At 70.1% G+C, this 20252-nt stretch carries 17 protein-coding genes and 2 pseudogenes; 6 read left to right on the top strand and 13 right to left on the bottom strand.

The features are described 5' to 3' along the window. The first annotated feature begins 136 nt into the window (after positions 1–136). Positions 137–1699: a GAF domain-containing sensor histidine kinase gene (locus tag BLT23_RS31335; RefSeq protein WP_245744412.1), complete on the top strand. Its 1563-nt coding sequence runs from the start codon at positions 137–139 to the stop codon at positions 1697–1699. A gap of 6 nt (positions 1700–1705) precedes the next feature. Here the strand turns inward: BLT23_RS31335 and BLT23_RS31330 are convergent, their stop codons facing one another. Both BLT23_RS31330 and BLT23_RS31325 read right to left on the bottom strand, forming a co-directional pair. Next, complete coding sequence (locus BLT23_RS31330) at positions 1706–2356, bottom strand: response regulator (protein ID WP_090055733.1); 651 nt, start codon at positions 2354–2356, stop codon at positions 1706–1708. A 176-nt stretch (positions 2357–2532) separates the two neighbouring features. Continuing rightward, positions 2533–3090: a YceI family protein gene (locus BLT23_RS31325; RefSeq protein ID WP_090055729.1), complete on the bottom strand. Its 558-nt coding sequence runs from the start codon at positions 3088–3090 to the stop codon at positions 2533–2535. 69 nt (positions 3091–3159) lie between these two features. Here BLT23_RS31325 and BLT23_RS31320 point away from each other — a divergent pair. Then, a pseudogene (locus BLT23_RS31320) lies at positions 3160–3495 on the top strand (MarR family winged helix-turn-helix transcriptional regulator); the annotation flags it as partial. A gap of 135 nt (positions 3496–3630) precedes the next feature. On the opposite strand, the gene BLT23_RS31315 reads toward BLT23_RS31320, so the two are convergent. After that, on the bottom strand, positions 3631–4575 hold the full coding sequence (locus BLT23_RS31315) for a helix-turn-helix domain-containing protein (protein WP_090055726.1): 945 nt from the start codon (positions 4573–4575) through the stop codon (positions 3631–3633). Between the two features lie 71 nt (positions 4576–4646). On the opposite strand from BLT23_RS31315, the gene BLT23_RS41045 reads away from it, so the two are divergent. Beyond that, on the top strand, positions 4647–4796 hold the full coding sequence (locus BLT23_RS41045; protein WP_176946998.1) for a hypothetical protein: 150 nt from the start codon (positions 4647–4649) through the stop codon (positions 4794–4796). Positions 4797–4937: 141 nt separating this feature from the next. Here the strand turns inward: BLT23_RS41045 and BLT23_RS31310 are convergent, their stop codons facing one another. After that, positions 4938–6068, bottom strand: coding sequence for a citrate/2-methylcitrate synthase (locus tag BLT23_RS31310; protein WP_090055723.1), 1131 nt, complete (start codon positions 6066–6068; stop codon positions 4938–4940). Between the two features lie 42 nt (positions 6069–6110). Between BLT23_RS31310 and BLT23_RS31305 the strand changes: the two genes are divergently transcribed. After that, a complete protein-coding gene (locus BLT23_RS31305) occupies positions 6111–7232 on the top strand; it encodes a citrate synthase (protein WP_090055720.1) in 1122 nt (373 codons plus the stop codon). A 390-nt stretch (positions 7233–7622) separates the two neighbouring features. Then, a complete protein-coding gene (locus BLT23_RS31300) occupies positions 7623–8720 on the top strand; it encodes an acyltransferase family protein (protein WP_176946997.1) in 1098 nt (365 codons plus the stop codon). Here the strand turns inward: BLT23_RS31300 and BLT23_RS31295 are convergent. The 9 genes and pseudogenes from BLT23_RS31295 to BLT23_RS31260 all read right to left on the bottom strand — a co-directional run bounded on the left by BLT23_RS31295 (position 8683) and on the right by BLT23_RS31260 (position 19180). Further along, positions 8683–10389 (bottom strand): 1-deoxy-D-xylulose-5-phosphate synthase, encoded by a 1707-nt coding sequence (locus BLT23_RS31295; RefSeq protein WP_090055713.1) that lies wholly within the window; start codon positions 10387–10389, stop codon positions 8683–8685. The two genes, BLT23_RS31300 and BLT23_RS31295, sit on opposite strands and share 38 nt — an antisense overlap. Further along, a complete protein-coding gene (locus tag BLT23_RS31290; protein ID WP_090055710.1) occupies positions 10379–11320 on the bottom strand; it encodes a 4-hydroxy-3-methylbut-2-enyl diphosphate reductase in 942 nt (313 codons plus the stop codon). Before BLT23_RS31290 ends, BLT23_RS31295 begins: the two co-directional genes overlap by 11 nt. An 11-nt stretch (positions 11321–11331) precedes the next feature. Then, positions 11332–12387 carry a family 2 encapsulin nanocompartment cargo protein polyprenyl transferase gene (locus BLT23_RS31285; RefSeq protein WP_090055708.1) on the bottom strand — a complete coding sequence of 352 codons (1056 nt, stop codon included), beginning with the start codon at positions 12385–12387 and terminating at the stop codon, positions 11332–11334. Positions 12388–12390: 3 nt separating this feature from the next. Next, entirely contained in the window at positions 12391–13791 is a 1401-nt protein-coding gene (locus BLT23_RS31280) for a family 2B encapsulin nanocompartment shell protein (RefSeq protein WP_090055705.1), read from the bottom strand. A 22-nt stretch (positions 13792–13813) separates the two neighbouring features. Continuing rightward, positions 13814–14821, bottom strand: a complete 1008-nt coding sequence (locus tag BLT23_RS41420; RefSeq protein ID WP_218133947.1) for a terpene synthase family protein — start codon at positions 14819–14821, stop codon at positions 13814–13816. Positions 14822–14843: 22 nt separating this feature from the next. Continuing rightward, positions 14844–15893: pseudogene (locus BLT23_RS41415) on the bottom strand (terpene synthase family protein); the annotation flags it as partial. 3 nt (positions 15894–15896) lie between these two features. Beyond that, positions 15897–17303: a family 2B encapsulin nanocompartment shell protein gene (locus tag BLT23_RS31270; protein ID WP_218133945.1), complete on the bottom strand. Its 1407-nt coding sequence runs from the start codon at positions 17301–17303 to the stop codon at positions 15897–15899. Between the two features lie 405 nt (positions 17304–17708). Beyond that, positions 17709–18179 carry a heme-degrading domain-containing protein gene (locus tag BLT23_RS31265; RefSeq protein ID WP_090055699.1) on the bottom strand — a complete coding sequence of 157 codons (471 nt, stop codon included), beginning with the start codon at positions 18177–18179 and terminating at the stop codon, positions 17709–17711. Next, positions 18176–19180: a Gfo/Idh/MocA family protein gene (locus BLT23_RS31260; protein WP_090055696.1), complete on the bottom strand. Its 1005-nt coding sequence runs from the start codon at positions 19178–19180 to the stop codon at positions 18176–18178. Before BLT23_RS31260 ends, BLT23_RS31265 begins: the two co-directional genes overlap by 4 nt. A gap of 39 nt (positions 19181–19219) precedes the next feature. On the opposite strand from BLT23_RS31260, the gene BLT23_RS31255 reads away from it, so the two are divergent. Then, a complete protein-coding gene (locus BLT23_RS31255; protein WP_090055693.1) occupies positions 19220–20194 on the top strand; it encodes an ROK family transcriptional regulator in 975 nt (324 codons plus the stop codon). Positions 20195–20252 lie beyond the last annotated feature (58 nt).

Below are 20252 nucleotides of genomic sequence, written 5' to 3'. Positions count from 1 at the left end.
CCGCCGTCCGGCCACGGCCGAAGGTCCCCGATCGGCAGGGCCGTGCGATGCGCGAAAGTGTGCCAACCTTGTCGGCGTGCCTGACGTGCCCGGTCACCGCGACCTCGAAGAGCTGCTCGACGAGGTGCGCGACCGCATGGACGAGATCGTCACCACCCGCGACCACATGCAGGAGCTGCTGGGCGCCGTGCTCGCCGTCGCGTCCGGGCTGGAGCTCGAGTCGACGCTGCAACGCATCGTCCAGGCGGCGGCCGATTTGGTGGGCGCGCGGTACGGGGCGCTGGGAGTGCTCGGCACCCGCGACGACCTGGCCAGGTTCCTGCACGTCGGCGTGGACGACGCGACCAGGCGCGAGATGGGTCACCTGCCGCAGGGCAAGGGCCTGCTGGGGTTGCTGATCAAGGACCCGACGCCGTTGCGGCTGCGCGACCTCTCCCGGCACGAGATGTCCGTGGGCTTCCCGCCGAACCACCCGCCGATGCACAGCTTCCTCGGTGTGCCGGTGCGCGTGCGCGACGAGGTGTTCGGCAACCTCTACATGACCGAGAAGATCGGCGCCGCCGAGTTCACCGCCGACGACGAGGCGGTGCTGCAGGCGTTGGCCGCCGCGGCCGGCATCGCGATCGAGAACGCCCGGCTGTTCGAGCGCTCCCGCATGCGCGAGCGGTGGCTGGAGGCCATCGGCGAGGTCAACTCGGAGCTGCTGGGCGGCGCGTCCGGCGAGTACGCGCTGCGCCTGATCACCCAGCGCACCCTGGAGCTGGCGGGCGCCGACTCCGCGTTCGTGGTCCTCGGCGACGACCGGCACACGCCGCTGGCGCTGGCCGCCCAGGCCGGGATGACGATCGGCGGCTTCGACGCGCGCGACTACGCGGTGGACGAGGTGGTCCGCTCCGGCGTCCCGTTGCTGGTGGACGACCTGCGCTCGGCGTTCGGCCCGGCACTGGCCGTGCCGCTGCGCTCCGGCACCATCGTCACGGGCGCCCTGGTCGTGCTGCGCAGGACGGGCGGGTCGCGCTTCCTGCCGGACCAGGTGCCGGTGCTGGCGTCGTTCGCCGACCAGGCGGCCGTCGCGCTGGAGTTCGCCGAACAGCAGCGCTCCCAGCGGTTGCTCGACGTGCTGGAGGACCGCGACCGCATCGCCCGCGACCTGCACGACCACGTCATCCAGCGGCTGTTCGTCACGGGGCTGACCCTGCAGGCCACCCTGCGCCGCATCACCGAGCCGGAGGTGGCCGCGCGCCTGCGGACCGCGGTCGTGCAGCTCGACGAGACGGTCCGCGAGATCCGCACGTCGATCTTCGACCTGCACTCGGCGGACGGCACGTCGTTGCGTCGCCGCCTGCTCGACCTGGTGGCCGGCCTGACCGAGGCCACGCACCTGAACCCGTCCGTCCGCATGTCCGGCACGGTCGACAACTCGGTGCCGCCCGAGCTCGCCGAACACGTGGAGGCCGTGGTGCGCGAGGCCGTCACGAACGCCGTCCGGCACGCCTCCGCGACCGAGCTGACGGTGCTGGTCGAAGCGGGGGAGGAGATCGTCATCACCGTGCAGGACAACGGGGTGGGCATCCCTGACGAGGTCGTGCGCAGCGGCCTGTACAACCTGGCACATCGCGCGGCGCAGTTCGGCGGCACGTTCAGGGTGCGCACCCCTGAGGGAGGCGGGGCGCGCGTGGTGTGGCGCGTACCCCTGTAGCCGCCCTCAGCGGGACTTGTCGCCGTCCTTGCGGAACTGCGACGCGAACACCGCCGCCTGCGTGCGGCGCTGCATGCCGAGCTTCGCGAGCAGGTGGGAGACGTAGTTCTTGACCGTCTTCTCCGCCAGGTACATGCGTTCGGCGATCTGCCGGTTCGTGAGACCTTCGCCGATCAGGTCGAGCACCGTGCGCTCCTGCTCGCTGAGCATGCGCAGCGGGTCGCCCTCCTCGCGTTCCCTGCGGATCCTGTTCAGCAGCGCCGACGTCGTGCGGGCGTCCAGAAGGGACTGTCCCGCTGCGACGGTGCGCACGGCGTTGACCAGGTCGGCACCCAAGATCTGCTTCAGCACGAAGCCGGACGCGCCCGCCATGATGGCGTCGAACAGGGCCTCGTCGTCGGCGAAGCTCGTCAGCATCAGGCATTGCAGCCCGGGAAGCCTGCTGCGCAGCTCGCGGCACAGCTCGATGCCGTTGCCGTCGGGCAGCCTGATGTCGAGCACCGCCACGTCGGCCTGGGCGCCCGGTGCCTTCGACAGGGCCTCCGCGACCGACGCGGCGTCGCCGACCACCTCCAGGTCGGACTCCTCGCCGAGCAGGTCCGCGATGCCGCGGCGGACGATCTCGTGGTCGTCGACGAGGAACACGCGCGTCGCCATGCCGGTCACGGTAGCCCAAAGACCGTGCCGCGAGCGGACGAACGGCACTCCCGGCATTACGACGATCGGGCGTCTTTCACCCGGAAACGCGGAAGTCCGGGGCGCTCGTGGCGCACCCGGACTTCCGCGGTGTGACTGGCTGGGGTTCGGCCCTTCCCGGACCGGCCCCGCCGGGGTCAGCCCTGCTTGATGGCCGAAATCTCGAACTCGAGGACGACCTTCTCGCTCACCAGCACGCCGCCGGCCTCGAGCGCCGCGTTCCAGCTGACGCCGTAGTCCTTGCGGTTGATGGTGACGGAGCCCTCGAAGCCCACGCGGGTGTTGCCGAACGGGTCGACGGCCACGCCCTCGAAGGCGAACGGGATGGTGATGTTCTTGGTGACGTCCTTGATGGTGAGGTCACCGGAGATCTCGAAGTTGTTGTCGTCGACCTGCTTCGCGGCGGTCGAGACGAACTTGATCTCCGGGTAGGTCTCGACGTCCAGGAACTCGTTCGTCGTCAGGTGGCCGTCGCGCTGCGCGTTGCGAGTGTCGATGCTCGCGGACTTCAGGACGACCTCGGCGGTGGTGTTCTCCGGCTTCTCGCCGTCGATGGAGATCTTGCCGTCGAACTCGTTGAACGCACCACGAACCTTCGTGACCATCGCGTGGCGAGCGACGAAGCCGATGCGGGAGTGCGAAGCGTCGATGACGTAGTCGCCGGTCAGTTCGGTGAGGTTGGTGGCCGTGGTCATGTCGGTCAGTCCTTCGGTTGGCTCGGAATGGTTTTTGGTTGAAGTGTCACCCACCATGCCGCAACCTGGATGATGTGTCAACTATTCCCGTATGCTGAGTTCGTGACACGATGGTTGGAGCCCGAGCAGCAGCGTGCGTGGCGTGCCTACGTGCGCATGCAGAGTGAGCTGAACGCGCACCTGAGCAGGCAGATGTCCGCCGAGTCGGAGATCTCGATGGCCGACTTCGCGGTGCTGGTGCAGCTCACGGACACGCCTGAGGAGCGGGTCCGCGTGCTGGAGCTCGCCCGGTCGCTGAACTGGGAGAAGAGTCGCATCTCACACCACGTCGGCCGGATGGAGAAGCGCGGCCTGGTGCGCAGGGAGAGCTGCGGCAGCGACGGGCGCGGGTCGTTCGTCGTGCTGACCGATCGCGGCCGCTCCGCGATCGAGGCGGCTGCGCCGTCCCACGCCGAGACGGTCCACAAGCTGGTGTTCGACCTGCTCAGCGACACTGAGGTGCAGGCACTGCGGGAGATCTCCGAGAAGATCTTCACCGGCTTAACGACAGGCGAATGTGCGGCGGTAGTCGCTCGGCGCTACGCCGACGACGCGGTGGAAGTGGTGCCTGAGGAGAGCGGCTGTCCCGAAGCCCGAGCGAACCGCGACGGCGTCGACGTCGAGATCTGACTCCTCCAGCAACCTGCGCGCGTGAAGCACCCGTTGGAGTGACAGCCACTTGTTCGGCGTGGTCCCGGTCTCCGCGGCGAACCGGCGCGCGAACGTCCGCTCGGACATCATGGCGAGCTTCGACATGGACGCCACCGTGTGGCTGTCCGCGATCGTCTCCAGCACCCTCGTCAGCACCGGTTCGAGGCTGTCGGAGCTGCACTCCGGGATCGGCACCTCCACGAACTGCCGCTGACCCCCGTCCCGCTGCGGCGCCACGACCATCCGGCGCGCGATGGCGTTGGCGACCTTCGTGCCCAGCTCCCGCCGCACCAGGTGCAGGCACGCGTCGATGCCCGCGGCCGTGCCGGCGCTCGTGACGATGTCGCCGTCGTCGACGAACAGCACGTCCGGATCCAGCCGGGCCTTCGGGAAGCGCTCGCGGAACTGGCGCACCTCACGCCAGTGCGTCGTGCAGTTCCGGTCGTCGAGCAACCCCGCCGCACCGAGGATGAACGCCCCGCTGCACACGCTGAGCAGCGTTGCGTCGGTCTCCCTGAGTGCCTTGATCAGCCTCTCGGGGTACTCCTCGCGCACCCGCGCGGCCGGAAGAGCGACGAGGTCGACGCTCTGCAGCGCGTCGAACCCGTGCTCCGGCGTGATGCTGACGCCCCGGACGTTCGTCGGCACCGGCTCGTCCGGAACCTCCCCGCACACCCGGAAGTCGACCAGCGGCACGCCCTCCTCGGTCCGGTCGACCCCGAAAACCTCGCAGAGCAGCCCGAACTCGAACGGCGCGACGCCGTCGATGAGGGGAACCGCCACCGATCTCAGCATGGCAGGATTTTAGCGCGCATCGTCAGGTCTGCCACTGTTGGCAGGATATTGACCGCCGCAAACTTACTGACATGACTCTTGCAGTGATCGTCCTCGTAGTGGCAGGCATCTCCGCGTGGCTCGACCGGCACCGCGACCGTTTCGCGGGGCTGGCGGGCTCGTCCGACGTCATCGACCGCGACCGGGTCCGGGCGGACGACGAACTGCGGTACCTCACCTGACCGGCCGGTGTCCGTGTCCGATCTGGCGGCGCGTCACGTACCAGCCGGTGTTGTTCGGTCCGGGGTGGCGCGTCGCTTCGTCCACGCGACGTGCGGGTGTCGGGCCTGCGTCTGCCTGCGGCCTGGCCACCTCTCTTTGTCTTACCTCGCGTCTTTGTCTTGCCTCGCGATGTGCGGTTCCGGGCCCGTGTACCGGGCGACCGGGCGGATGATCTTCTTGTCCTCGGACTGTTCGAGTGCGTTGGCGCACCACCCGATCACCCGGCTGCATGCGAAGGTTGGCGTGAACATCTCGCGTGGGACGCCGCACTGCTCCATCACCACGCCCGCGTAGAACTCGACGTTCGCGTACAGCTGCCGGCCCGGCTTGAGCTCGGCCAGCAGTTCCGTGACCCTGCGCTCCACGGTCACGGCGAAGTGCGTGAGGTCCGTCGGCCGTTCCAGGGCGATCTCGCGGAGCAGGAGCGCCCGCGGGTCCTCGGTCCGGTAGACGGCGTGACCGAAGCCCATGATCCGATCGCCCTGCTCGATCCGCTCGCGGACCCAGGCGTCGATGTTGTCGGGCGACCCGATCAGGTCGAGCGCCTCCAGCGCCCTGTCCGGTGCGCCGCCGTGCAACGGTCCGGAGAACGTCCCGATCGCCGCCGTCACCGCCGAGACGACGTCCGCCCCGGCCGACGCGACGACACGTGCGGTGAACGTCGACGCGTTGAACCCGTGGTCGATCGTGGCGATCAAGTACTGCTCGACAGCACGGCTCGTCCATGGTGACGGCTCCTGTCCGGTCAACATGTACAACCAGTTCGCCGACATTGACAAATCAACCCTGGGGTCGACGGGATCAAGTCCGAGCTTGAGTCGATGCAGTGCGGCGAGGATGGTCGGCGTGACGGCGCAGATCCGCAGGGCGTCCGCCTTGCGCGTGCTCATCGGCGCGTCCCACATCGGCTGCGACGGCAACATCGACAACGCCGTCCTGAGGCCGGCCAGCGCGGTCGACCCCGATCGAGCGATTGTGGGCAGCACCTCGCGGATCGACGCTGGTAGCTGCCGCAGTCCGGCCGTCTCCGCCGCGAACGCGGCGGCCTCGTCCCGATCGGGCAGCCGCCCCTCGGCGAACAGGAACCACACGTCCTCGAACGACCGAGTCCTGGCCAGCTCGATCGCGTCGTGCTCGCGGTAGTGGTAGTAGCCCGCGGCACCGTTCACGTCCCCGATCAGGGTCGTGGTGACGACGACGTCTTTAAGCCCTTTGGGTGCATCAATCAACATGGACAAGAGCGTCCGTCAACATGTCTTGTACAGTCAACGTTGATGGAATCAATGTTGACGACAAATCAAGCTGCCCGTCGCCTGGGCGTGAAGCCGGCGACGGTGTACTCGTATGTCAGTCGCGGGCTGCTGACCAGCAAGAAGGTCAACCGCTCCAGCATGTTCGACGTCACCGAGGTCGAAGAGCTGGCTCAGCGCACTGGTGCACGTGGAGCAGTGGCCGCTGTGACGGATCGCATCCGCACCCGCATCTCCCTGCTGGAGAACGACCGTCTCTACTACCGCGGCCGGTCCGTCCCCGAGTTGGCGAGCACGAGACGGTTCGAGGACGTGGCGCACTGGCTGTGGACCGAGTACGACTCGACGGGCCTGCAGTTCCCCGAGGGCCAGGAGATCTGGATGGCCCTGCCCGAGAGCGCCACCCTGACCGACCGCATCCGTGTGGCCGTGGCCATCGCGGGCGCGGGCGACCCGCTGAGGTTCGACCTCGACCGGGGCATCACCACCGCCAAGTCGCTGATCGCCGACGTCGTCGAGTCCCTGCCGATGATCGGGCGCCCGCAGGGCACCGACATCGCCGAACGCCTGTGGGCCCGCCTGTCACCCAAGCCGCCGCAGCCGGACCTGCTGAACGCGGCCCTCATCCTGCTGGCCGACCACGACCTGGCGATCTCGACGATGGCCGCACGGGTCGCGGCCTCCGCCCACGCGCACCCGTACGCCGTGGTGTCGGCAGGCTTGGGCGCGATGGAGGGCCAGAAACACGGCGCCGCCACGACGATCGCGCACCGCTTCCTCTCGCGCGCCGAGACCGACCCGATGAGCGCTCTGGCCGAGCAGCTCCGCGCGGGCCTGCCCATCCCGGGCTTCGGCCACCGCGTCTACCAGCACCGCGACCCGCGCGCCGATCACCTGTTCGCGCTGCTGCGAGAGCACGACGACCTCGTGGCGGACAAGGTGATCGCGACCCAGCCGCAGACGTTCCCGAACGTCGACCTGGCACTGGCCCAGTTCGCGCTGACGTTCGAGATGCCGCCGGACGCGGGGGAGGCCATCTTCGCGATCGCGCGGATCGTGGGGTGGATCGCGCACGCGATGGAGGAGTACAAGGAGCCGGGCCTGCGGTTCCGGGCGCTGGGCGTGTACACGGGCGACAGGCCGTAGGCCGGGAGCGATCCGCGCGGATGAAGGGGAGTCGGTCGAGGGCGGGGGTCGGCAGGTAGGAGCGTGCGGCCCGGGGGTGACGGTTGAGTGGCGGGTGAAGCCGGGTGTGGCGGCTGGCGCGTGATGACCGGGCGTGGCGTGATCGCCGTGGCCTGGTGAACCTGGCCCGGATCCCTGCTCGGCAGTGGGCCGGGCGTAGGGCGATCAGAGCGGTGATGCCGGCGGCCTGCCTGCCCGCCAGCGATCCTCCGGCTGTCGGCAGCCTCTTGGTTCGGCGCGGGCGCAGCGTGAGCGGGTGGATGCGCGGTGCGAGCGGGGGCGGGGTGCGTCGACCAAGCGGACGCCAACGGACGCTGGCGGGGACGCTGGGGGAAGCGGACCATGGAAACCATGAGATTGTCCGCAGTGGACAACCTGAAGGTGATCCTGGTGGCGTGGGTCATCGGCGGCCATGCGCTGCTCGGCTACGCCGCTGTCGGTGGGTGGCCCTACGACGAGGTCAACGAGGTCACGTTCCACCCCGGAGTCGAGACGGTGCTGGCGGCGTTGGTGGGGCCGTCGGGGTTGTTCTTCATGGGCACGTTCTACTTCATGGCCGGGATCTTCACGCCTGGCTCGATCGAGCGCAAAGGACGGCAGCGGTTCGTCGCGGAGCGGTTCGTCCGGCTGGGGGCGCCGTGGGTGGTCAGTGCGTTGGTGGTGTGGCCCACGTTCGTGTGGATCGCCTACAACGGGGCCGGGCGGAATGTGTCTTGGTGGCAGGCGTTCACGGATCGGCAGCCGTTCTTGGACAGCGGCTCGTTGTGGTTCGTGGGGGTGTTGCTGATCTTCAGCGTCGCCGTCGCGTTGGTGCCGCCGGTGCGGGAGCGCACGATCACGGCGCGGACTGTTGTGGGTATGACCGTGGCGGTGGCTGGCACGACGTTCTTGACGCGGCTGGTGTTTCCCGCGCGGAGCGGGCAGGTCGGTGACCTGCACCTGTGGTGGTGGCCGCAGTGTCTCGGCATGTTCCTGCTCGGCATGATCGGCGGGCGCAAGCTCGCGGAGCGGGTGCCGGACGAGATCTACCGGATGACCCGCAACGTCGTCATCGGCACGATCGCGGTGTTGCCCGTGGCGGCGGCGATGATGGGGGTGCTGGACCTCGCGGCTGGTGCCGAGCCGTTCCTCGGAGGGTTGCGGTGGCAGGCGTTGACGCTGGCGCTCGTCGAAGGGGTGCTGGTGGTGGCGGGCAGTCTGTGGTTGATCGGGCTCGCCCAGCGGCGGCTGGCCGGGCAGGGGCGGTTCACCGAGTGGCTGGCGCGGTCTGCTTACGTCGCGTTCGTCGTGCAGGGGCCGATTCTGCTCAGTCTGGCGACGGCGATGCGGCCGTTCGACCTGCCCGCCGAACTGAAGGCGCCTGTGGTGGGGGCCGGGGCGATCGCCTTGTCGTTCGCCATCGGGTGGTTCGTCACTTCACGCCGAGGCGCTTCAGCACGCTCGTCGTGATGCCCGCCGAGTCGAGGCCGTGGGCGCGCATGATGCGTGCACGGGTGTCGTGCGGCAGGAAACGTGGTGGCAGGGCGAACGTCACGACGCACGACGGGGAACCGGCCAGCGCTTGGCCGAGGCGGGCGCCCAGTGCTCCGGTGGACGTGGTGTCCTCGACGGCCAGGACCAGGCGGTGCTGGCCGCTGTACTTGACCAGGTGCGGGTCGAGCGGGGCGGTCCAGCGCGGGTCGACGACGTTCACGCGGACGTCGTGCGCGGCCAGCTCTTCCGCGGCGGCGAGGCAGGCTGGTGCCAGCGGGCCGACGGCGATGAGCAGCACCTCGGCGTCCGGGGCTTCGCGCAGCACGTCGAAGTGGCTGACGCGCCGCACCGCCGGCACGTCCGGGCCGAGAGCGGCTTTCGGGTAGCGCACGACCGTCGGGCCGTCGGACACCTCGACGGCCTCGCGCAGCAACGCGGCGAGCGAGGCCGGGTCGCGTGGGGCGGCCAGGCGCAGACCCGGGATCACGGGCAGCACGGACGCGTCCCACATGCCGTGGTGCGACGCGCCGTCCGCGCCTGTCACGCCGGCGCGGTCCAGGACGAACGTCACCGGCAGCCGGTGCAGGGCCACGTCCATCAGCAGCTGGTCGAACGCGCGGGACAGGAACGTCGAGTAGACGGCGACGACCGGGTGCAGGCCGCCCATCGCCATGCCGGCGGCGGACGTCACGGCGTGCTGCTCGGCCAGCCCGACGTCGAAGGTGCGGTCCGGGAACCGCCGGGAGAACGGGCGCAGGCCGACCGGTTCCAGCATCGCGGCGCTCAGGCAGACGACGTCCCGGCGTTCCGCGCCGAGGCGGACGATCTCGTCGGAGAACGCGTCCGTCCAGGTCCGGCCGCCGGAGGCACCGGAGGCGCCGACCGCGTGCATGCGGTCGGCCTCGTCGGCTTCCGCGGCGGCGTAACCCTTGCCCTTCACCGTCTTGCAGTGCACGACGACGGGACGGCCGAGGGACTTGGCCTCCCACAACGCCTGCTCGACGGCGTGCACGTCGTGGCCGTCGACCTCGCCGAGGTACGCGAGCCCCATCGCCTCGAACAGCGGGCGGGCCGAACCGGCGCGCAACGCCGCCGCGAACCCTCCCGCCGTCGGGTCGTACGAACGGCCGTTGTCGTTCAGCAGCACCACGACCGGCCGGGACGCACCGCCGATGTTGTTCAGCGCCTCCCAGCACATGCCGCCTGTCAGCGCGCCGTCACCCACGATCGCCACCACGCGGCGGTCGGCGCCGGAGAGCTCGAACGCCTTCGCCAGACCGTCCGCATAGGACAGTGCGGTCGAGGCGTGCGAGTTCTCCACGACGTCGTGCGCCGACTCGGCGGCGGACGGGTAGCCGGACAGGCCACCGGCCTGGCGCAGCGAGTCGAAGTCGGCGCAGCGGCCGGTGAGCATCTTGTGCACGTACGACTGGTGGCCGGTGTCGAACAGCACGACGTCGGTGGGGGAGGAGAACACCCGGTGCACCGCGATGGTCAGCTCCACCGCACCGAGGTTCGGGCCGAGGTGCCCGCCCGTCCGGTGCACCTTCGTGACCAGGAACGACCGGATCTCCTCCGCCAGCCCGCGCAGCTTCGCCGACGGCAGGGCCCGCACGTCCGCGGGCGAGGTGATGTCAGCCAGCACGGCGCACCGCCGGCGGCAGGGTGAACGCGATCGTCTCCGTCGCGGTCGTGTGCGTCGACACCGAGACGGCTCCCAGCTCCCGCAACGCCCGCACCACCTCGTCCACCAGCTCCGGCGGTGCCGAGGCCCCGGCGGACACCCCCACCGCCGACACGCCGTCGAGCCACGCCGGGTCGATCTCGGACGCGTCGTCGATCAGGTGCGCCGGGGTGCCGGTGCGGGCGGCCAGCTCGACCATCCGCACCGAGTTGGACGAGTTGCGGGAGCCCACGACCAGCACGAGGTCTGACCGCTCCGCGACCTCGCGGATCGCGACCTGCCGGTTCGTGGTGGCGTAGCAGATGTCGTCGGAGCCCGGCCCGCGCAGGCCGGGGAATTTGCGGCGCAGCGCCTCGACGACCTCGGCCGTCTCGTCCACGGCCAGCGTCGTCTGCGTCAGGTACGAGACGGGCCCGGTGATCTCCAGCGCCTCGACGTCCGCGACGGTCTCCACCAGCACCGTCCGGTCCGGTGCCTCGCCGAGCGTGCCCTCGACCTCCTCGTGCCCGGCGTGACCGACCAGCACGATGGTGTCGCCGCGGTCGGCGAACCGCCGGGCCTCGGAGTGCACCTTGGCGACCAGCGGGCAGGTCGCGTCCAGCACGTCGAGCGACCGTTCCCTGGCCTCCGCGCGTACCGCGGGAGAGACGCCGTGCGCGGAGAACACCGCCGTGGCACCGAAAGGCACCTCGGACAGCTCCTCCACGAACACGGCGCCACGCGCCTCCAGCGACCGCACCACGTGGAGGTTGTGCACGATCTGCTTGCGCACGTAGACGGGGCCGCCGCGCTGGTCGAGCAGTCGTTCCACGATCTCGATCGCGCGCTCCACCCCGGCGCAGAAGGACCGGGGAGAGGCGAGCAGCACCGAACGCGGCGGATGATCCGTCATCGGGTGACCTTTCAGTGGTCTCGGTGGGTGACCAGCTGGGCGAGCGTGCCGAGCTCGACCGCCGCGCGGGCGGTCGGCGAGGCTTCGCCGAGGTGGGCCAGCGCCCGCGTGTACAGCTCGCCGGCCTGCGCCTGGCTCCACGCCCTGCCGCCGGCCTCGTCGACCAGGTGCGCCGCGCGTGCCAGCGCGTCCTGGTCCAGCTCCTGCGTGCCGCCGTACAACGACGCCAGCTCCGCGGACGCGGGCACACCGGCGGTCAGCGCCCGCACGACCGGCAGCGACTTCTTGCGGTTCGCCAGGTCGGAGTGCGCGGCCTTGCCCGTCACCGCCGGGTCGCCCCAGATGCCGAGCAGGTCGTCCACGTGCTGGTACGCCAGCCCCAGCTCCGCGCCGTACCCGCGCAGCGCCTCGACCTGGAGGTCGGAACCGTTGCCGTACAACGCCCCCAGCCCCGTCGAGGCGCCCAGCAACGCGCCCGTCTTGCCGCGCGCCATCCGCTCGACCTCGGCCACCACGACGTCGGACCGCGTCTCGAAGTCGAGGTCGTGCGCCTGCCCGTCGAGCAACGCCACCACGGCGTCGCCCAGCGTGCGGATGGCCTCCAGCGCGCGCGGGTGCCCGGACGCGGCGAGGACGTCGACGGCCAGCGCCTGCAACGCGTCGCCCGCCAGTATCGCCGCGCTGACCCCGAACACCGTCCACGCCGTGGCCCGGTGGCGCCGGGTCGTGTCGCGGTCCATCACGTCGTCGTGCAGCAGCGAGAAGTTGTGGATCAGCTCGACCGCGACCGCCGCCGGCACCGCGTCGGAGGCGGTGCCGCCGACGGCCTCCGCCGCCAGCAGCACCAGCGCGGGGCGGATCGCCTTGCCGCCGTTCTCCAGCACCGGGTTGCCGTACTCGTCGCGCCACCCGTGGTGGTACTCGGCGACGCCGCGCATCGACGGCGGCAGCTGGTCCACGGCCTTGCGCAGAGCCGGGAGCACGAGGCCCCGGCTCCACGCGAGCACCTCGCCGGCCGGTCGTGCGGCGGCCAGCGGTTCTGCACTCCCGAAGGTCTCTGCTGACATGGCTTAGAGACCGATCTCCACGTTCTCCAGCACGCCCAGCGCGTCCGGCACCAGGATCGCCGCCGAGTAGTACGTCGACACCAGGTACTTGAGCACCGCGTGCTCGTCGATGCCCATGAACCGGACGTTCAGGCCGGGCTCGTACTCGTCGGGGATGCCGGTCTGGCGCAGCCCGACGACGCCCTGCTTCTCCTCGCCCAGGCGCATCGCGAGGATCGACGTCGTGCCGTTCTTGTTGACCGGGATCTTGTCGCACGGCGCGATCGGGATGCCGCGCCACGTCTGCAGCTGCTGCCCCTCGACGTCCGTCGTCGGCGAGTACAGCCCGCGCGAGGACAGCTGGCGGCCGAACGCCGCGATCGCCTTCGGGTGGGCGAGGATCAGCTTCGTGTTGCGGCGCCGCGAGATCAGCTCGTCCATGTCGTCCGGCGTGACGGGACCGGACTTCGTGCTGATCCGCTGCTTGAGGTCGGCGTTCGCGATGAGGCCGAACTCCTTGTTGTTGACGAGCTCGTACTCCTGCCGCTCGCGCAGGGCCTCGATGGTGAGCCGCAGCTGGTGCTCGACCTGGTCCATCGGCTGGCTGTAGAGGTCGGCGACACGGGTGTGGACGCGCAGGATCGTCTGCGCCACCGAGAGCTCGTACTCGCGCGGCCGCAGCTCGTAGTCGACGAACGTGTGCGGCAGCGGCGGCTCGCCGTCGTGGCCCGACGCGATGTGGATCTCGGCCTCGCCGTGCTTGTTGGCCGGGTTCGTCGGGTGCGCCAGCTGCTGCGCGATGTGCTCGCGCAACGGGTCCACCTGGTCGGCGAGCTGCCGGAACGCCGCCCTGCTCAGCACCACGGCCGTCGTCGGCGTGAGGGCGCGGGCCGTGAAGGTCCACTTCTTGTCGGCGCCGGAGAGCACGGGCTCGTCACCGAGGTACTCGCCGTCCGCCATCGTGCCCAGCGCGACCTCGTCGCCGTACTCGCCGCGGCCGGTCCTGCCGACCTTGCCGTGCGCGATGACGATGATCTCGTCGACGGGCTGGCCGCGTTCGGCGATCACGTCGCCCGGCTCGTACTCGCGCTGCTCGAAGTGGTTCGCGACCGCCGTCAGCGCCGCCTCGTCCTCGAACCCGCGCAGCAGCACGAACTCCGCGAGCTCCTGCGGGACGATCCGCACCTCGTGCCCGACGCTCGTGAACGTGACGCGGCCGTCGCCGATGGCGAAGCTCAACCGCCGGTTGACCCGGAACGCGCCACCCTTGGCCTCGACCCACGGCAGCGAGCGCAGCAGCCAGCGGGGCGAGATCCCCTGCATCTGCGGTGCGGACTTGGTGGTCGTGGCGAGGTTGCGCGCCGCGGCCCGGGAAAGGCTCAGCTGCTGGTCCTCGACCCCAAGGTCCGGATCGGTAACAGTCACTGCGAGTCCTGCCAATCTGGTTTCAGCGAATCACGAGCGCGGCGGTGCCGAGCCCTGACGGGGAGTGGAACGACTTCGGCGACGGGGTGGGGACGGAGCTGAACCTGCCGGACCTCGACGTCCAGAGCAGCTCACCGGCGAGCCACGACTTCAGCGCCTCGGCGTACCGGTGCAGCCCCGCTCTGGCCTCCGCGTCGAGGCCGTACTCGTCGGCGAGGGACGGCAGCTCGCCGAGGACCGAGCCGATCTGCCGCAGCCGGGCCGCGATCAGGTCGGCGACCACCGACACGGCCTGCTGAAGCTCGCAGTCGAAGAACCGCTGTACCGCCAGCACCGCGCTGGTCGTGCTCGCGCCGGTGGCGTAGGTGCGGTCGAACCCGACGATCTCCTGCCGCAAGGCGGGAACGTCGCCGAACGAGTCGACGAGCGCGCGCATCGTGCTGTTGCGCAACAGCTCCTCGGGCAGCTCGGCGCGGACGGACGCGCGGGCGAGCTTCGCGGAGAGCTCGGTGGCGACCGACCTGCGCCGCATCTCGACGAGGTCGATCGGGTCCGGCACCCGGCCCTGCGCGGTGTTGTGCAGCTCCCACAGCAGCGCGTCCAGGAACTCGGACAGGTGCGTCAGGTCGTCGGGGTCCAGGGTGGACCGGGTGACGAGGTCGGCCAGACCCTTCTCTGCCGGGTGCAGCGGCGAGCCCGCTCCGCCCAGCACCGACTTGAGGCCCGCGACGAAGGCTTTGCCGCCGACGACGTTGCGGGGCCGCAGGAACCCTTCGCGGAACGCGTCGGTGACGTAGAAGCCCCACGTGTGCCAGTCGTTGATGTGCTTCAGGTCTTCGAACGACGCCGTGGGGTGGGTCAGCGGGCCGAACCCGCCGTAGTCCGCCGCGTCGTAGAACGCCTCCGTCCACGGTGCGCCACCGAGCATGCCCATGTCCCGCACCCACGACCTGGTGTGCTCCCGGACGCGGTCGGCGTGCGGCGAGAGCCGGGCGGCGAAGGGCATGTCGAACCGCGGAACCTCAACCACGGCCCACCCCCGGCCACGCGCCGGACGTGCCGAGACCGGTCGGCCCGCGCAGGATCGTGCGGAAGAACGCGGAGTTGCCCGCGCCGCCGTCGGCCTTCGTGTACCGGCCGGCGTGCAGGTGCCACTCGTGGCCGCCGGACTGCCAGTCCTGCAGGCCCTTGACGTACCGCAGCACCCCGGCCTGCTCCAGCGGCCCCACGCCGTTCTCGGCGAACAGCTGGGGCAGCTCCGTGAACACGGTGTTCTCGAACTGGTGCAGGCGCGAGGTCAGCAGGGCGTTCACGGCCTCGACGGCGGTCTGCGTGTCGTGGCCGAAGAACTTCTCGAAGACGAGCACCCCGTTGGAGTTCTCGCCTTCGCGCAGCACTTCCCGCTCGTACGAGAAGATGTCGTTGCGCAGGTGGATCGCGTCGGAGAACGTGTCGGAGAGGACCCGCATCGGGCGGGCGCCCGCGATGGACGCGGGCACCTCCGCCGCTTCGGAGACCTCCACCAGGTTCGCCGACCACGGGGCGCCGCCGACCTTGCGGCGCATCTCGATGTACTCGATCGGGTTGGCGACGGTGCCGCTCTCGATGTTCTTGATCTCCCACATGCACTCGAGCAGCAGGTTGTGGGTGCTGGTGGTGAACCGCCGCCGCCAGTCCTGCGACATCAGCGGGATCGTGCGCTGCCACAGGTCGACGAGCCCGCGCTCGGTCGGGTTCCGCGGCTCCGGCCACGGGTCCGTGCCGTTGAGCGGCATGAACGCGGGCAGCCGGTCGAGGTACGCCTTCGCCCCCGCCACGTCCTTGGTCTGCTTGAACTCGGCGAAGAACTCGTCGTCGAAGTAGAAGACCCAGACGTACCAGTCGGTGATGAGGTCGAGGATCTCCGCGGGCGCGTCCGGGTGGGTCCACGCGCACATGAACCCGTAGTCGTCGCCCGCGAGGACCTCCTCGGTCCACACCCCGGTGTCGAGCATCCCCATCTCCCGTGCCCACTGCGTGGAGTGGGCACGGGCGCGTTCGAGGTGGGGGTTCATCCGAGCCGGGTGCGGCACGTAGAACTCCGGCATGCTGAAGGACGCCAACGCCTAGCCCTCGCGGCCGAGCTCGACGTGCTCGAGGACGCCGATCGCGTCCGGCACCATGATCGCGGCCGAGTAGTAGGCGCTGACCAGGTAGTTGATGATCGCCTGGTCGTTGATGCCCATGAACCGCACGGAGAGACCGGGCTGGTACTCGTCCGGGATGCCGGTCTGGTGCAGGCCGATGACGCCCTGGTTGTGCTCGCCCGCGCGGATCAGCATGACCGACGACGTGCGGGTGTCCGAGATCGGGATCTTGTTGCAGGGCAGCACGGGGACGCCGCGCCACGCCGGCACCTTCTGGCCGTTGAAGTCGATGTGCTGCGGGTACAGGCCGCGCTTGTTGAGCTCGCGGCCGAACGCGGCGATCGTGCGCGGGTGGGCGAGGAAGTAGCTCGGCTCCTTCCACACGATCGACAGCAGCTCGTCGAAGTCGTCCGGGGTGGGCGGGCCGGAGCGGGTGTGGATGCGCTGCTTGAGGTCCGCGTTGTGCAGCAGGCCGAACGAGCGGTTGTTGACGATCTCGTGCTCCTGGCGCTCGCGCAGGGCCTCGATCGTGAGCCGCAGCTGCTGCTCGACCTGGTCCATCGGGTTGTTGTAGAGGTCCGCGACGCGCGTGTGGACCTGCAGCACCGTCTGCGCGACGCTCAGCTCGTACTCGCGCGGCGTGAGCTCGTAGTCGACGAACGTGCCGGGCAGCACCGGTTCGCCGTCGTGGCCCGAAGCCACGTCGATCTCGGCCTCACCGTGCTCGTCCTGCGGCTTGTTGCGGTTGTTGAACGCCTGCTGGATGTGCGCGCGCAGGCCGCCCGCCTCGCCGTTGAGCGCCTGGAAGTCCTGCCAGGACAGCGTGAGCACGGTGACCGGGGTGACGGCCTTGGCGGTGAACTCCCACTCGCCCTGCGGCCCGGCCAGCACCGTCTCGCCGAAGTACTGGCCGTCGGCCAGGTTGCCGAGCACGGTCTCGCCGCCATACTCGCCGGTGCCGACCTTGTCGACCTTGCCGTGCGCGATGAGGACGACCTGGTCCTTCGGCCGGCCCTTCTCGACGATGAGCTCGCCGATGCCGTACTCCCGCTGCGTGAAGCGGGAGGCCAGCGAGGCGAGGACGGCCTCGTCGTCGAAGCCCTTGAGCAGCGCCAGCTCGGTCAGCTCCATCGGGATGACCCGCACGTCGGCGCCGACGTTGGTGAACGAGACGCGCCCGTCGCCCAGGGTGTAGGTGAGGCGGCGGTTCACGCGGAACGCGCCACCGGAAGCCTGGACCCACGGCAGCACCTTGAGCAGCCACCGGGAGGTGATTCCCTGCATCTGCGGGACGGACTTGGTGGTCGTGGCCAGATTACGAGCGGCGGCCGTACCCAAGCTCAGCTGCTGACGGCCCTCGTTGAGGTCAGAATCCGTCACGGTCACAACCCACACCCACCTATCTCAATGCGCTTAATGGACCAAACCGAACTAGCCGGAATGGACGTTAGTTCCCGCGATTGAGCACTGTGAAGGGGCCAGAAAGGCGACATACGGCCGGGTGGTTTACACCGTCGACAGCTACCGTGCGTGCATCTTGTTGCCTGGTCGGGATCCTCGTGTGAACGAGCGAGTGATGAAAGACTATTCGCGAGAGTGAGGAATAGCCACTCGTTTGGATCAGTAAGATCACTCTATTGTGCAAGCCTGGGAGTGGGCACCAGTGCTATGAGAAACCACTTCGAGTGGGTCGGTAATCCACTCGAAGTGGTGTTCGTCGATAAAGCGAGTTGTTCTGCGGGGTCGACCTCGTTCGAGGTTTGGATTTCGTACCCACGCCGTCGCGTGCTATTACGCCTCGCGTGCCTCCAAGAAGGACTCGAGCTGGGTCACGACGAACTCGTGGTCGTCCGCCTGGGGCAGTCCGGACACGCCCACGGTGCCGACCGGGCCGGTGCCGCGGACGATCACCGGGAACACGCCGCCGTGCGCCGCGTACAGCCCCGGGTCCAGCCGGGAGTCCGCCTCGAACGTCGTCCCCTTCTCGCGGAACGTCGTGCCGACGTAGAACGAGCTGTGCCCGAACAGGTCGACGACGCGGGCCTTGCGCTCCAGCCACACGTCGTTGTTCGGCGCGGTGCCGGGCAGCGAGGCGTGGAAGAGCCGATGTCCGTTGCGCCGCACCGAGATCGCGACCGGCAGACCCTGCTCGCGGGCGGCGTCGAGCAGGTGCAGGCCGAGCTCGACGGCGACGTCGTTGCCGAACCTGGTGAACTGCAGCCGCCGCTCCTGGGCGAGCAGCTCCTCACTCGTGGGGCTCACAGCCGGACCACCCTGTTCTCCCGTGCGGACGTGAACGCGGCCTCGATGACCCGCAGCGCCTCGACGGCGCCCGCCGGGTCGACCGGGACGCGCCCGGCCGCCAGCTCTGCGTAGAAGTGCTGGTAGGCGCCGGGTTCGACGGGGATCTCGGTCGCCTCGCCGAGCACGCCGAGGAGGGCGGTGCGGTCTTCGCGCCCCCAGTCCGCGCCGGTCGGCCGGCGTCCGGCGGCGAGCGCGTCCTCCTGCCCGTCCAGGCCGTCGACCTCGAACGCGCCGGTGCTGCCGAGCACCCGGAACCGCGGCCCGTGGTGCGCCGCGTGCGCGTTCGCCCACAGGTGTGAGCGCACGCCATTTTCGTGCGTCAGCGCCACGAACACGTCGTCGTCCACCTGAGCGCCCGGCCGCCGCCGGTCCAGTTCCGCGTAGACGGTCCGCACCGGCCCGAAGAGCTGCAGCGCCTGGTCGACGAGGTGCGCGCCGAGGTCGTAGAGCAGTCCGCCGGCTTCCGCTGGGTCGCCGAGCTCACGCCAGTTATCCCAGATCTCCGGGATCCAGCGTTCGAAGCGCGACTCGAACCGCCGGACGTCGCCGAGCTTGCCGAGCACCTCGCGGAGGGTGCGGAAGTCGCTGTCCCAGCGGCGGTTCTGGAAGACGGTGAGCGGCACGCCCTTCGCCTCCGCCGCGGCGAGCAGCTCCCCGGCCTCGGCCGACGTCGGCGCGAACGGCTTGTCGACGACGACGGCGACGCCCTTCTCGATCGCCCGCCGCGCGTGCTCGGCGTGCGTGCGGTTCGGGGTGGCGACGACGACCAGGTCGAGGTCCAGCGCGAACAGCTCGTCGGCCGTGACGATCGCCGCGTCCGGGTGCTCGGCGCGGGCCTGCGCCTGCCGCCGCGGGTTCGCCGTCACGATCGCGACCAGGTCCATGCTCTCGGTGGAGGCGATCAGCGGGGCGTGGAAGACCCGTCCCGCGATGCCGTAGCCCAGAAGTCCGACTCTCATGCTTGGAGATTAAAGCAACGCTGTTGAATAATTGCGAGCGTGGACCTCACCTCAGTGCGTTCGCACAACGACAGGACGGTGCTCCGGCTGGTCCGCTCCGGGGCCGTGAGCAGGGCTTCCCTCGCCGCGGAGGCCGGGCTGACCCCGCAGGCGGTGTCGAAGATCGTGGCGAGGCTCATCGCCGCCGGCTTGCTGGAGGAGACCGGCACGGTGCGCTCGGCTGCCCGTGGCAAGCCGAGGACGTCCCTCCGGGTCGCGGCGGGCGGTGCCCACGCGTACGGGGCGTACGTCGACCGCGACGAACTCAGGGTCGTCCGGCTGGACCTCATCGGTGAGGTGGTTTCGTCGTCGGTCGTGCCCCTCGCCCCGATGTTCACCCCTGCGGACGTGCTGGACGCGCTGGCACCGCTGGTCTCGGCCGACGAGAAGGTGCTCGGGCTCGGCATCGCCATCGCCGGTCCGCTCGACTTCACCGGTGGCGTGGTCTCCCCGAACGGCCTGCCCGGCTGGAACGCCGTGCCGCTGCGGGAGCTGGCGCGGGAGCGGCTCGGGCTCCCGGTCGTGGTCGACAAGGACACCAACGCCGCCGTGCTCGCCGAGGCGTGGCGCAGGCCGCTGGCGGACGCCGCGGTGGTGTTCGTGGGCACGGGCCTGGGCGTCGGTCTGCTGCTCGGGGGAGAGGTGCACCGGGGCGCGCGGTCGGGGGCGGGCGAGTTCGGGCACACGACGATCCAGCTCGACGGCCCGCTGTGCGTCTGCGGCAGGCGGGGGTGCGTCGAGGCGGTGCACGCGACGGTCTCCGGGGCGGAGGCGGCCAGGGTGCTCGGTGCCGCGGTGGTGAGCCTGGTGCAGCTGCTCGACCTCGACCAGATCGTCCTCAGTGGACGGAAGGTGCTGGAGTCGCCGGAGCTGTACCTGAAGGCGATGCCCGAGGTGGACGTGAGCGTCACCTCGTACGGGCCCGACCTGGTGCCGGTCGGCGCCGGACTGCTCGTGCTGGGCGAGCTGTACTGACGCCACTAAGCACTCCGCCAGAGGTTCTGTCCCCTTCTCCCGCCACGCACTCGCCCGC

The organism is Lentzea fradiae (genome assembly GCF_900100955.1).
GTDB lineage: Bacteria > Actinomycetota > Actinomycetes > Mycobacteriales > Pseudonocardiaceae > Lentzea > Lentzea fradiae.
The sequence above is the reverse complement of the archived record's forward strand: the minus strand, read 5'-3'. Positions and strand labels throughout refer to the sequence as shown.

Bases quoted from the DNA above. Each gene is read 5' to 3' on its own strand.
- BLT23_RS31330 (WP_090055733.1), bottom strand. From the start codon at position 2,356: ATGGCGACGCGCGTGTTCCTCGTCGACGACCACGAGATCGTCCGCCGC.
- BLT23_RS31310 (WP_090055723.1), bottom strand. From the start codon at position 6,068: ATGTTGATTGATGCACCCAAAGGGCTTAAAGACGTCGTCGTCACCACG.
- BLT23_RS31325 (WP_090055729.1), bottom strand. From the start codon at position 3,090: ATGACCACGGCCACCAACCTCACCGAACTGACCGGCGACTACGTCATC.
- BLT23_RS31305 (WP_090055720.1), top strand. From the start codon at position 6,111: ATGGAATCAATGTTGACGACAAATCAAGCTGCCCGTCGCCTGGGCGTG.
- BLT23_RS31315 (WP_090055726.1), bottom strand. From the start codon at position 4,575: ATGCTGAGATCGGTGGCGGTTCCCCTCATCGACGGCGTCGCGCCGTTC.
- BLT23_RS41045 (WP_176946998.1), top strand. From the start codon at position 4,647: ATGACTCTTGCAGTGATCGTCCTCGTAGTGGCAGGCATCTCCGCGTGG.
- BLT23_RS31335 (WP_245744412.1), top strand. From the start codon at position 137: ATGGACGAGATCGTCACCACCCGCGACCACATGCAGGAGCTGCTGGGC.
- BLT23_RS31285 (WP_090055708.1), bottom strand. From the start codon at position 12,387: ATGTCAGCAGAGACCTTCGGGAGTGCAGAACCGCTGGCCGCCGCACGA.
- BLT23_RS31290 (WP_090055710.1), bottom strand. From the start codon at position 11,320: ATGACGGATCATCCGCCGCGTTCGGTGCTGCTCGCCTCTCCCCGGTCC.
- BLT23_RS31260 (WP_090055696.1), bottom strand. From the start codon at position 19,180: ATGAGAGTCGGACTTCTGGGCTACGGCATCGCGGGACGGGTCTTCCAC.
- BLT23_RS31300 (WP_176946997.1), top strand. From the start codon at position 7,623: ATGAGATTGTCCGCAGTGGACAACCTGAAGGTGATCCTGGTGGCGTGG.